Origin of the sequence: Klebsiella sp. DY2415, assembly GCF_026314315.1 — a bacterium.
Lineage (GTDB): Bacteria > Pseudomonadota > Gammaproteobacteria > Enterobacterales > Enterobacteriaceae > Klebsiella > Klebsiella ornithinolytica.
This window is the reverse complement of record NZ_CP111115.1, coordinates 4,781,781-4,794,164: the sequence shown is the minus strand read 5'-3', so window position 1 is coordinate 4,794,164 and position 12,384 is coordinate 4,781,781. Positions and strand designations below refer to the sequence as shown.

The 12,384-nt window shown below is 55.7% G+C and carries 12 protein-coding genes and 3 tRNA genes; 11 read left to right on the top strand and 4 right to left on the bottom strand.

What is annotated here, in order from left to right; all coding sequences use genetic code 11:
- Positions 1–14 precede the first annotated feature (14 nt).
- From OQV00_RS22750 to rsmC, 4 genes are all read right to left on the bottom strand, one after another.
- Positions 15–101 (bottom strand) — tRNA-Leu (locus OQV00_RS22750).
- A 31-nt stretch (positions 102–132) separates the two neighbouring features.
- Positions 133–219: transfer RNA gene (locus tag OQV00_RS22745), tRNA-Leu, on the bottom strand.
- Positions 220–247: 28 nt separating this feature from the next.
- A tRNA-Leu gene (locus OQV00_RS22740) sits at positions 248–332 on the bottom strand.
- 169 nt (positions 333–501) lie between these two features.
- Positions 502–1,530, bottom strand: a complete 1,029-nt coding sequence (gene rsmC, locus OQV00_RS22735; protein WP_032716531.1) for a 16S rRNA (guanine(1207)-N(2))-methyltransferase RsmC — start codon at positions 1,528–1,530, stop codon at positions 502–504.
- 205 nt (positions 1,531–1,735) lie between these two features.
- On the opposite strand from rsmC, the gene OQV00_RS22730 reads away from it, so the two are divergent.
- The 11 genes from OQV00_RS22730 to deoB all read left to right on the top strand — a co-directional run bounded on the left by OQV00_RS22730 (position 1,736) and on the right by deoB (position 12,373).
- On the top strand, positions 1,736–2,149 hold the full coding sequence (locus OQV00_RS22730; RefSeq protein WP_163980445.1) for a DNA polymerase III subunit psi: 414 nt from the start codon (positions 1,736–1,738) through the stop codon (positions 2,147–2,149).
- A complete protein-coding gene (gene rimI / locus OQV00_RS22725; RefSeq protein ID WP_004857641.1) occupies positions 2,118–2,564 on the top strand; it encodes a ribosomal protein S18-alanine N-acetyltransferase in 447 nt (148 codons plus the stop codon). Before OQV00_RS22730 ends, rimI begins: the two co-directional genes overlap by 32 nt.
- 101 nt (positions 2,565–2,665) lie before the next feature.
- Positions 2,666–3,343 carry a pyrimidine 5'-nucleotidase gene (yjjG, locus tag OQV00_RS22720; protein WP_004857643.1) on the top strand — a complete coding sequence of 226 codons (678 nt, stop codon included), beginning with the start codon at positions 2,666–2,668 and terminating at the stop codon, positions 3,341–3,343.
- Positions 3,344–3,434: 91 nt separating this feature from the next.
- Positions 3,435–5,024, top strand: coding sequence for a peptide chain release factor 3 (prfC, locus tag OQV00_RS22715; RefSeq protein WP_004857644.1), 1,590 nt, complete (start codon positions 3,435–3,437; stop codon positions 5,022–5,024).
- 218 nt (positions 5,025–5,242) lie between these two features.
- Positions 5,243–5,854 carry a molecular chaperone OsmY gene (gene osmY, locus OQV00_RS22710; RefSeq protein WP_004857647.1) on the top strand — a complete coding sequence of 204 codons (612 nt, stop codon included), beginning with the start codon at positions 5,243–5,245 and terminating at the stop codon, positions 5,852–5,854.
- A 254-nt stretch (positions 5,855–6,108) separates the two neighbouring features.
- Positions 6,109–6,270, top strand: a complete 162-nt coding sequence (locus tag OQV00_RS22705) for a DUF1328 domain-containing protein (RefSeq protein ID WP_004857650.1) — start codon at positions 6,109–6,111, stop codon at positions 6,268–6,270.
- 250 nt (positions 6,271–6,520) lie between these two features.
- Positions 6,521–7,594, top strand: a complete 1,074-nt coding sequence (locus tag OQV00_RS22700; protein WP_032716534.1) for a patatin-like phospholipase family protein — start codon at positions 6,521–6,523, stop codon at positions 7,592–7,594.
- A complete protein-coding gene (locus tag OQV00_RS22695) occupies positions 7,591–8,370 on the top strand; it encodes a metal-dependent hydrolase (RefSeq protein ID WP_004857654.1) in 780 nt (259 codons plus the stop codon). The genes OQV00_RS22700 and OQV00_RS22695 overlap by 4 nt, the downstream gene beginning before the upstream one ends.
- A 468-nt stretch (positions 8,371–8,838) precedes the next feature.
- Complete coding sequence (gene deoC / locus OQV00_RS22690; RefSeq protein ID WP_004857657.1) at positions 8,839–9,618, top strand: deoxyribose-phosphate aldolase; 780 nt, start codon at positions 8,839–8,841, stop codon at positions 9,616–9,618.
- 156 nt (positions 9,619–9,774) lie between these two features.
- Positions 9,775–11,097, top strand: a complete 1,323-nt coding sequence (deoA, locus tag OQV00_RS22685; protein ID WP_004857659.1) for a thymidine phosphorylase — start codon at positions 9,775–9,777, stop codon at positions 11,095–11,097.
- Between the two features lie 52 nt (positions 11,098–11,149).
- Entirely contained in the window at positions 11,150–12,373 is a 1,224-nt protein-coding gene (gene deoB / locus OQV00_RS22680; protein WP_004857660.1) for a phosphopentomutase, read from the top strand.
- The last annotated feature ends 11 nt before the right edge of the window (positions 12,374–12,384 follow it).

Below are 12,384 nucleotides of genomic sequence, written 5' to 3'. Positions count from 1 at the left end.
AAGGGTAAGAATATTGGTGCGAGGGGGGGGACTTGAACCCCCACGTCCGTAAGGACACTAACACCTGAAGCTAGCGCGTCTACCAATTCCGCCACCTTCGCACAGTATTCTTAATTTTTGATATCGCCTCGTTGGTGCGAGGGGGGGGACTTGAACCCCCACGTCCGTAAGAACACTAACACCTGAAGCTAGCGCGTCTACCAATTCCGCCACCTTCGCACAGTGCGAGCGATATCTGCGTGGTTTATGGTGCGAGGGGGGACTTGAACCCCCACGTCCGTAAGGACACTAACACCTGAAGCTAGCGCGTCTACCAATTCCGCCACCTTCGCATACCATCGACACTATGAAAGTATCGTTACCACGGAGGCGCATTCTAGTGGTTTTCAGCTATACGTCAATAGTTAATTGTGTGGCCTGGATTGATTGTTGCAAAAATGGTCGAATTTGAGGGGGGGGGAACCGGCGGCGGGGTTGCCCTGCCGCCGGAGAAGATGAAAATTATTTTTTCGCCTGGCGGGTCATGACGGTACGGTAAACTTTAAAGCGACCGGTTTGGGCAATCACTTCATGGAAGCCGAAGACTTCATCCAGCACATCCGGATACGGCAGGAAGGCGTTGGCGACAATACGCAGCTCCCCGCCGCTGTTCAGATGACGGACCGCGCCGCGAATCAGCGTTTGCGCAGCTTCCTGGCTGGTCTGCAGGCCATCGTGGAACGGTGGGTTGGAGATAATCATGTCGAAACGACCGTTCACCTCGGAGAACACATTGCTGGCGAACACGTCACCTTCAATGCCGTTGGCAGCGAGCGTTGCGCGGCTCGCTTCGACCGCCGGCGCGCTGACGTCGCAGAGCGTCAGGCGGACCTTCGGCGAGTGGCTGGCCAGGACGGTCGCCAGCACGCCTGCGCCGCAGCCGACATCGAGCACTTTACCTTTGGTGTGCGGCGTCAGCGTTGAGAGCAGCAGCTGGCTGCCAATATCCAGTCCGTCACGGCTGAATACGCCTGGCAGCGTTTTAATGGTCAGATTTTCCAGCGGGTATTCGCCCCAGTACTGCTGCGGATCGAACGTCGGCTGTTTTTCCAGACGCCCGTGATACAGCCCGCAGCGACGTGCGCTGTCCACTTTCGTCAGAGGGACATATTCGGCCAGCATCTGTTCGGCGCTGCGAACGCCGCTGCGGTTTTCCCCGACGACGAAAACGTCAATGCCGACCGGTAGCAGCGACAGCAGGTTCATCAGTTGAAACTGCGCTTCCGGTTTGTTCTTGGGCCAGTAGTAAATCAGCGTGTCGCAATCGGCAACGTCGCTGGCTTCGGCGACCAGACTAAAACGTACGTTTTCGCCCATCTGGCCGTTCAGGACTTGCCAGTGGTGAAACTGCTGGGTGTGGGCGCGGCTGGCCGCGGTGTCCAGACGTGCGGGCAGGTCATCCTGCAGGTCACCGGCAAACAGAACGCGTGCGGGTTCGAAATCATCACTGTGGCGCAGCAAGACTTCACTTGCCGGGGTAAAAGCAGACATGAAACACTCCTTCATTAAGACTGGCGCCGATTATACACGTTATCCAGAATGCTGCCTCTTTGTTGGCGCTGCTGGCGCCGCCTGCGCGCGGATAACGCTATACGCCTCACCTCTGAGCGAGCGGCGGGCGCGTCGTTCGTAGTTTGTTGGCGCAGATAAGCGGGATTTGCTATATTGCGCGCTTAATTAACAGGAGTGTTTTGCTATGACTTCCCGACGAGAGTGGCAATTACAGCAGCTGGGTATCACCCGGTGGTCGCTGCGTCGCCCCGGGGCGTTACAGGGTGAAATCGCTATCTCGCTTCCAGGGCATATTCGTTTGGTGATGGTGGCAGAAAACCCGCCGTCGCTGACTGAACCGCTCATCAGCGATATTCTACGTGCTTTGGCGCTGTCGCCGGAACAGGTACTGCAGCTCACGCCGGATCGCGTGGCTATGTTGCCGCAGGATAGCCGCTGCAACAGCTGGCGGCTGGGTACTGACGCACCGTTACTGCTGGCGGGCGCGCAGGTTTCGACGCCCGCTTTTGATGAACTCCAGACCAGCGCGCCTGCCCGTATGGCGCTCTGGCAACAAATCTGCGCTCATGAACACGATTTCTACCCTCAACACGGCTGATTTGCCCCGTGCCTGGCAAATAGAACAACGCGCCCACGCTTTTCCGTGGAGCGAACAAACCTTTGCCAGCAATCAGGGGGAACGTTATCTCAACCTTCAACTAACGGTTGATGGCGAGATGGCGGCCTTCGCGATTACGCAAGTTATCCTCGATGAAGCGACGCTGTTTAACATCGCCGTCGACCCGGCTTTTCAGCGGCGTGGCCTTGGGCGAGCGCTGCTGGAGCAGGTGATTGATGAGGTTGAGAAACGCGGGGTCGCAACGCTGTGGCTGGAAGTGCGTGCGTCGAACGTAGCCGCTATCGCACTTTACGAGAGCTTAGGTTTTAACGAGGCAACCATTCGTCGCAACTATTATCCCACGGCCGACGGGCGTGAGGATGCGATCATAATGGCGTTGCCAGTCAGTATGTAACGGCCTGTTCGCCAGGCTTTTTTAAGGGTAAGTCTGACGCTGTGCTGTTCAGACCTGCTGTAACAAGACGCCTGTGTGGCGGGCAATGACAGGGTGATACGATGAAGTGGGACTGGATTTTCTTTGATGCCGATGAAACGCTGTTTACATTTGATTCTTTTACCGGTCTGCAGCGAATGTTTCTCGACTATAGCGTGACCTTTAGCGCTGAAGATTTTCAGGACTATCAGGCCGTGAACAAACCCCTGTGGGTGGACTATCAAAACGGCACGATCACTGCGCTGCAGCTGCAACATCAGCGTTTTAATAGCTGGGCGGAGCGCCTCAGCGTGCCGCCGGGCGAACTCAACGACGCCTTTATGAATGCGATGGCCGAGATCTGCTCGCCGCTGCCTGGGGCGATATCGCTGCTGAATGCGCTGCAGGGGAAGGTGAAGATGGGGATCATCACCAACGGGTTTACCTCGCTGCAGCAGATTCGTCTGGAACGCACCGGCTTACGCGATCACTTTGATTTATTGATTATTTCTGAAGAGGTCGGCGTGGCGAAGCCGGACGCGCGCATTTTTGAATATGCGCTGGCGCAGGCGGGTCATCCCGATCGTTCCCGCGTGCTGATGGTCGGCGATACGGCAGAGTCCGATATCCGCGGCGGGGTGAATGCCGGCCTTGCCACCTGCTGGCTGAATGCCCATCAGCGTGAATTGCCTGCCGATCTTCACCCCGACTGGACGGTGACCTCTTTAAGCGACCTGGAGCAGCTCCTGTGTAAACACTGATTGCCTCCCCCCCATTGATGGGTAAAATAGCCGCAATTTTTCGTATTCCACATGCGTGGCCGGTTGCCGCGTTTACTAAGAAGAATCAATTATGACGTTGTCTCCTTATCTGCAAGAGGTGGCCAAACGCCGCACTTTTGCCATTATCTCTCACCCGGATGCCGGTAAAACGACCATCACCGAGAAGGTATTACTGTTCGGACAGGCGATTCAGACCGCCGGTACCGTTAAAGGCCGTGGTTCCAGCCAGCATGCAAAATCAGACTGGATGGAGATGGAAAAACAGCGTGGTATCTCCATTACCACGTCGGTGATGCAGTTCCCGTATCACAACAGCCTGGTTAACCTGCTGGATACCCCGGGCCACGAAGACTTCTCCGAAGATACCTACCGTACCCTGACGGCGGTGGACTGCTGTCTGATGGTCATCGATGCGGCAAAAGGCGTTGAAGATCGTACCCGTAAGCTGATGGAAGTTACCCGTCTGCGCGATACGCCGATCCTGACGTTCATGAACAAACTCGACCGTGATATCCGCGATCCGATGGAGCTGCTGGATGAGGTGGAGAACGAACTGCGTATTGCCTGCGCGCCGATCACCTGGCCGATTGGCTGCGGTAAGCTGTTTAAGGGCGTGTACCATCTCTACAAAGATGAGACCTATCTCTATCAGACCGGTAAGGGCCACACGATTCAGGAAGTGCGGATCGTGAAAGGGTTGAATAACCCGGATCTCGATCTGGCCGTCGGCGAAGATCTGGCGCAGCAGCTGCGCGATGAGCTGGAGCTGGTACAGGGCGCTTCAAACGAGTTTGATAAAGATCTGTTCCTCGCCGGCGAAATCACCCCGGTCTTCTTTGGTACGGCCTTAGGTAACTTCGGCGTGGATCATATGCTGGATGGCCTGGTTGAGTGGGCGCCGGCGCCGATGCCGCGTAAAACCGATACCCGTGAAGTGACGGCGGAAGAAGAGAAATTTACCGGTTTCGTCTTTAAAATTCAGGCCAACATGGATCCGAAACACCGTGACCGCGTGGCCTTTATGCGCGTGGTGTCCGGTAAGTATGAGAAGGGCATGAAGCTGCGTCAGGTCCGTACGGGCAAAGACGTGGTGATTTCCGATGCGCTGACCTTTATGGCCGGCGACCGTTCTCATGTGGAAGAGGCCTGGCCGGGCGATATTATCGGTCTGCACAACCACGGCACGATTCAGATCGGCGACACCTTCACCCAGGGCGAGATGATGAAGTTCACCGGTATCCCGAACTTCGCGCCGGAGCTGTTCCGCCGTATTCGCCTGAAGGATCCGCTGAAGCAGAAACAGCTGCTGAAAGGGCTGGTACAGCTTTCTGAAGAGGGCGCGGTACAGGTCTTCCGTCCGATCGCCAATAACGATCTTATTGTCGGCGCGGTCGGTGTGCTGCAGTTTGATGTGGTCGTGGCTCGTCTGAAGAGTGAATACAACGTTGAAGCGATTTACGAATCGGTGAACGTGGCGACCGCGCGTTGGGTGGAATCCACCGACGTGAAAAAATTTGAGGAATTTAAGCGTAAAAACGAAATTCAGCTGGCCCTCGATGGCGGTGATAATCTGACATATATCGCGCCAACTATGGTTAACCTGAACCTGACGCAGGAACGCTATCCTGACGTTCTGTTCCGTAAAACTCGCGAGCACTAATCCCTTCCGGAGCGCGGCTCTCACCGCGCTCCACGCTATTTTTTCGTCGTTTCCCGCGTTATAGAAAGTTCTTAAAGATCCCCGTCAGCGTGACTTTTTGTACATATTTTCCGTCTCTTTCATGACCTTCTACTATATTTAATAAGTAATTTTTAAGATTCTGGCTTAATAAGCTACTTATTTTGCTTTAGCGATATAGAAATAACGAGGACAGAGAGATGACAAGACTAAAGGATGCCGGGACGTTGCTGGCTCTCTTCTTAGGCTCAGCCATGATAAGCGCCTCGGCATATGCAGAAAATCCGCCGGCGAACAGCGCACAATCGGTTGCCACCAGCGCCGGTCAGGCCGTCGACAGCTCGCTGAATAAAGTCGGCGATTTTATGGATGACAGCACCATCACCGCCAGAGTGAAAGCGGCGCTGATTGACGATAAAAATATTCGCAGCAGCGATATCTCTGTGAAAACTGAGAATAAAGTGGTGACACTGAGCGGCTCGGTTGACAGCGCGGAGCAAAAAGATCTGGCGGTGAACGCCGCGAAAACGGTCAAAGGCGTCACCACCGTGAATGACCAGTTGAACGTGGTCGCAGAGAAGTCTGCCAGCCTGGAAGGGTACGCGGGCGATACGGCCATTACCAGTCAAGTTAAAGCCAAACTGTTGGCGGATGACATTGTGCCGTCGCGAAAGGTAACGGTTGAGACCCGTGACGGGACCGTACATTTATCCGGAACCGTTGATTCACGTCAGCAGGCGGATCGCGCGGCAGACATTGCCAAAGCCGTTTCTGGTGTTAAAAACGTAGAAAATAATCTCAGCGTTAAATAAACCCATTCATTTAATAACGTTATTTCCCGCTAACTATTCAACTCTTTGAATTATGCGTTGAATGACATGCGGGAGGTAAACAAATGAATCCTCTGGCGCTTATTCAGGTCATTTTATCGAGGAACACGGGCATCGCCCGACCACCAGCAATTCGACGTATGACGAGTGAAGAAAAAGAGCATGACAGGGTTGATTTATGCGCGGCCTGAGCGCGCAGAAAAGCGACCGTTATCCACTATGGTAAGGAGCACATTATGTTTCGATGGGGCATTATTTTTCTGGTCATTGCACTGATTGCCGCCGCGTTAGGATTTGGTAGCCTGGCGGGTACGGCTGCCTGGGCTGCAAAAATCGTCTTTGTCGTCGGTATTATTCTGTTCCTGGTTAGCCTGTTTACCGGGCGCCGGCGCCCATAGAAAGCGGTCTTTCCCTGCCGCGCAAGACGCGAAAGGCGTTTTAATGACATAGCGTTTTACATAAAGCCAGTCCTCAGGACTGGCTTTCGTGGTTTCAGGGGGGTAATAATTGCAGGACGGCGCGGCGATGGACGTCAGGATTTCAGATCCCTTGCGGGCGGTGAATGCCGCCCGACGGGCCGGGAGCGCCGGGGGGAGACCCTACCGAATGATTTTGGGCTGGTACAATAAAACATAACAGGAAAGCAGGGTGGGACATCGAATTCCCGTAACGCTTGGCAACATTGCGCCGTTGTCTGTCAAACCATTTCTTCCGGGCAAGCTTGGCCTGGTGTGCGAGGGTGGCGGTCAGCGAGGTATTTTTACCGCCGGAGTACTGGATGAGTTTATGCGCGCGGGATTCAACCCCTTTGACATTATGCTGGGGACATCCGCCGGGGCGCAGAACCTGTCGGCCTACATGTGCAACCAGCAGGGCTACGCCCGCAAGGTCATCACCCGTTACACCACGGCCCGGGAATTTTTCGATCCTATGCGTTTTGTCCGCGGTGGTAATCTCATCGATCTTGACTGGCTGGTGGAGACCACGGCGCAAAAAATGCCGCTGGCGATGAGCTATGCGGAGGAGCAGTTCGCCCTGGGGAAAGAGCTGTGGATGTGCGCCTGCCGGGGCGATGATTATACGCCAGACTATTTTGCTCCCACCCAGACCACGTGGCTCGATCTGATCCGCGCCTCCAGCGCGATCCCCGGTTTCTATCGCAGCGGCGTCATGCTGGACGGCATCAGCTATCTGGATGGCGGCGTCAGCGATGCGATTCCCGTACAGGAGGCGGCCCGACGCGGGGCGCAAACCATCGTGGTTATCCGTACGGTGCCTTCGCAGATGTTCTATACCCCGCAGTGGTTTAAGCGAATGGAGCGCTGGCTGGGGGAAAGCAGCCTGCAGCCTTTTGTGAACCTGGTCCAGCATCACGAGGCCACCTATCGCACTACCCAACAGTTTATTGAGAAGCCGCCGGGTAAGCTGCGCATCCTGGAAATTTATCCGCAGAAACCGCTTAAAAGTATGGCGCTGGGAAGCCGTTTACCGGCGCTGCTGGAAGACTACAAGACCGGGCGACAGTGCGGACGTTATTTCCTCGCGACGGTCGGCAAAATGCTGGCCGACCGTCCACCGCTGGTGCGTCATCTGCCGCGAATCACGCAGCCGGCCTCGGTTGTGGTGCCGGCGGCTTCCGTCGCCAACGATTCTCACCCGGCCACTTTCGTGACCGCCCCGCAGGCTAATGATGCCAGCTTTGATAACGAGGATCTGGCATGACGTGGACGTTTATCGATACGCATTGTCATTTTGATTTCCCGCCCTTCGCCGGCCATGCCGCCGAGAGTCTTGCCCGGGCGGCGCAAGCCGGGGTGACGCAGATAATTGTTCCGGCCATTGAAGCGGAAAATTTCCCCCGCGTATTAGCGCTGGCGGAGCAGCATGAAGCGATTTATGCCGCCGTGGGACTGCATCCCATTGCGATCGAGCGGCATGATGAGCGCAGTCTTGAGCGCCTGGAGGAGTGCCTGCGCCAACGCCACCGAAAGCTGGTCGCGGTGGGGGAGACGGGGCTCGATCTGTATCGTGACGATCCGCAGTTTGAGCGCCAGCAGGTCATGCTGGAAGCGCAGCTGCGGCTGGCGAAGCGTTACGATCTGCCGGTGATTCTGCACTCCCGACGTACTCACGATAAGCTGGCGATGCTGCTGAAAAAACATGCCCTGCCGAGAACCGGCGTGGTGCATGGTTTCGCGGGAAGCCTGCAGCAAGCGGAACGTTTCGTTCAGGCAGGTTATAAAATTGGCGTCGGCGGAACCATAACCTACCCACGCGCCAGTAAAACGCGTGATGTCATGGCGCGTCTACCGCTATCGGCACTGCTGCTGGAGACGGATGCGCCGGATATGCCGCTCAATGGTTTTCAGGGGCAGCCAAATCGGCCCGAGCAGGTGGCCCGTGTCTTTGCCTCGCTATGTGAACTGCGGCAGGAACCTGCGGATGTCATTGCCAATGCGTTGATTCACAATACGAAAGCGTTGTTCTGTACCCTGTGACGTCCCACTCTCAGTGATGACGCTCGTGCGTCAGCCGCGGTGAAGAGGCTGCGGCTTCATCGCCGGTATTCCCGGATACCTCCCTTTCTCACTCCTCTGCGGATGTTATAATTCCATCATTTCCTTTTTTTAGTAACTTACTTATTTTTCAGTGGTTATTGCCTGTTTTTCAATTTTTAGCACAAAATGCACTCGCTGTTGTCGAGGTGTCCTGTGGTTTTATGTTATTATATTAACATTCAGTTGCGTCTGCGGATTTTGATTATGCTTAAAGTAAACATGGCGTTTTGCAGCGCAATACTGCACTCATAAAGGTGACTTGAGTCACATTACAGTAATGCAAATTCTCTATGAGTTTTCATTAACTGTGATGAATGTCGAAGTGTAACGGCGAGGTGATGTTACAATAGTAACAGACTCGCAAGGTGAACAAACTATTGAACCGGCAATAAGCCGTCGGAGTGTAAAATGACTGATTTATCTGCAAGCAGCCTGCGCGCGTTGAAACTGATGGACCTGACCACGCTGAATGACGATGACACCAATGAAAAGGTGATCGCTCTGTGCCATCAGGCAAAAACACCGGTAGGGAATACAGCGGCTATCTGCATCTATCCGCGCTTTATCCCGATCGCGCGTAAAACGCTGAACGCGCAAGGCACCCCGGATATCCGTATCGCCACGGTCACCAACTTCCCGCATGGTAACGATGATATCGATATCGCGCTGGCGGAAACCCGTGCGGCTATCGCTTATGGCGCGGACGAAGTTGACGTGGTATTCCCGTACCGCGCGCTGATCGCGGGTAACGAGCAGGTCGGATTCGATCTGGTGAAGGCCTGTAAAGAGGCTTGCGCGGCGGCCAACGTGCTGTTGAAAGTGATCATCGAAACCGGTGAGCTGAAAGAAGAAGCGTTAATTCGTAAAGCTTCTGAAATTTCTATTAAAGCCGGGGCGGATTTCATCAAAACCTCGACCGGTAAAGTCCCGGTAAACGCGACGCCGGAAAGCGCACGTATCATGCTGGAAGTGATCCGCGATATGGGCGTACAGAAAACCGTTGGCTTTAAGCCTGCGGGCGGCGTCCGCAGCGCTGAAGATGCGCAGCAGTTCCTGGCCATTGCCGATGAACTGTTCGGTGCCGACTGGGCGGATTCTCGCCACTATCGTTTCGGCGCATCCAGCCTGCTGGCAAGCCTGCTGAAAGCGCTGGGGCACGGCGACGGTAAGAGCGCCAGCAGCTACTAAGGCGTCACGGTGACAAAACCGTAGCCCGGATGAGGCGCAGCTGCGCCGACGCCGGGAGATTCCCGGCGTCGCGACGCTCGGCCGGGCTACAGGATCTTAGCGCGGGCGCAGATAACGCCGCCCGCCGAATTTGACCTTATTCCTCAGGGGGTTACCTTGTTTCTCGCACAAGAAATTATTCGTAAAAAACGTGACGGCCATGCGCTGAGCGATGACGAAATTCGCTTTTTCATCAACGGGATCCGTGATAACACCGTTTCTGAAGGGCAGATCGCGGCGCTGGCGATGACCATCTTTTTCCACGATATGTCTATGCCAGAACGCGTCTCGTTAACCATGGCAATGCGGGATTCAGGAACCGTTCTGGACTGGAAAAGCCTCAATCTGAACGGCCCGATTGTCGATAAACACTCTACCGGCGGCGTGGGCGATGTGACTTCGCTGATGCTTGGCCCGATGGTTGCCGCCTGCGGCGGCTATGTGCCGATGATCTCCGGGCGCGGCCTCGGTCATACCGGCGGCACCCTCGACAAACTGGAAGCCATTCCGGGTTTCGATATTTTCCCGGATGACGCCCGTTTCCGCGGCATTATTAAAGATGTTGGCGTCGCCATCATCGGGCAGACCAGTTCGCTGGCCCCTGCCGACAAACGTTTCTATGCCACCCGCGATATTACCGCGACGGTGGATTCCATCCCGCTCATCACCGCCTCGATTCTGGCGAAAAAACTGGCGGAAGGCCTGGATGCGCTGGTGATGGACGTTAAAGTAGGCAGCGGCGCCTTTATGCCGACCTACGAACTCTCCGCAGCGCTTGCCGAAGCGATCGTTGGCGTTTCCAACGGTGCCGGCGTGCGGACTACCGCGCTGCTGACCGATATGAACCAGGTGCTGGCATCCAGCGCCGGGAACGCCGTCGAAGTCCGTGAAGCGGTTCGCTTCCTGACCGGCGAATACCGCAATCCGCGTCTGTTTGATGTGACCATGGCGCTGTGCGTGGAAATGCTGATTTCCGGCAAGCTGGCCCAGGATGACGCCGACGCACGGGCGAAACTGCAGGCGGTGCTGGATAACGGCAAAGCGGCGGAACTCTTTGGCCGCATGGTTGCCGCCCAAAAAGGGCCGACCGATTTCGTCGAGAACTACGATAACTATCTGCCTACCGCGATGCTGAGCAAAGCGGTCTACGCTGATGGTGAAGGATTTGTCGCTGAAATGGACACCCGGGCGCTGGGTATGGCGGTGGTGTCGATGGGCGGCGGTCGTCGCCAGGCGTCCGATCCGATTGACTATAGCGTCGGCTTTACCGACATGGCGCGCCTGGGTGACAGCGTTGACGGACAGCGTCCGCTCGCGGTTATCCATGCTAAAGACGAAGCCAGCTGGCAGGAAGCGGCGAAAGCCGTCAAAGCGGCAATTAAACTGGACGATAAGGCGCCGAAAGAAACCCCGACGGTCTATCGCCGAATCACCGAATAACGGTATACTGATCTGATCGCTTTTTTGCAGCGCAAAAGGTACGGAGAATAATATGAAACGTGCATTTATTATGGTGCTGGACTCTTTCGGCATCGGTGCGACTGAAGATGCCGCTCGCTTTGGCGACGTCGGCTCAGACACTATGGGCCACATTGCTGAAGCCTGCGCTAAGGGCGAGGCTGACCATGGTCGCAAAGGCCCGCTGAATCTGCCTAATCTGACCCGTCTGGGGCTGGTCAAAGCTCACGAGGGCTCGACCGGCAAAATCGCTGCCGGGATGGACGCCAGTGCGGACGTCATTGGCGCATACGCCTGGGCGCATGAGCTCTCTTCCGGTAAAGATACGCCGTCCGGCCACTGGGAAATCGCCGGTGTACCGGTTCTGTTCGAATGGGGCTACTTCAGTGACCATCAGAACAGCTTCCCGCAGGAGCTGCTGGATAAACTGGTTAAACGTGCAAACCTGCCGGGCTATCTCGGTAACTGTCACTCCTCCGGGACGGTGATTCTGGATGAGCTTGGCGAAGAACATATGAAAACCGGCAAGCCGATTTTCTATACCTCCGCTGACTCCGTGTTCCAGATTGCCTGCCACGAAGAGACTTTTGGTCTGGATAAACTCTACGAGCTGTGCGAAATCGCCCGTGAGGAACTGACTGAAGGTGGCTACAACATTGGCCGCGTTATCGCGCGTCCGTTCGTGGGTGATAAACCGGGCCACTTCCAGCGTACCGGCAACCGTCACGATCTGGCCGTTGAACCGCCTGCGCCGACCGTGTTGCAAAAGCTGGTTGACGAGAAAGGCGGCCACGTGGTTTCCGTTGGGAAAATCGCAGACATCTATGCCAACTGCGGGATCACCAAAAAGGTGAAAGCGACCGGCCTCGATGCACTGTTTGACGCGACCATCAAAGAGATGAAAGAAGCGGGTGATAAGACCATCGTCTTCACTAACTTCGTGGACTTCGACTCTTCCTGGGGCCACCGTCGCGATATCGCCGGTTATGCGGCGGGTCTGGAACTGTTTGACCGTCGTCTGCCGGAGCTGATGGAGCTGGTGGGTGAAGATGACATTCTGATCCTGACCGCTGACCACGGCTGTGACCCGAGCTGGCAGGGTACTGACCATACGCGTGAGCACATCCCGGTACTGGTCTACGGCCCGAAAGTTAAACCGGGCTCGCTGGGCCACCGTGAAACCTTCGCCGATATCGGCCAGACCCTGGCGAAATACTTTGGTACGTCCGACATGGAATATGGCAAGGCCATGTTCTAAGGTCATTGCCC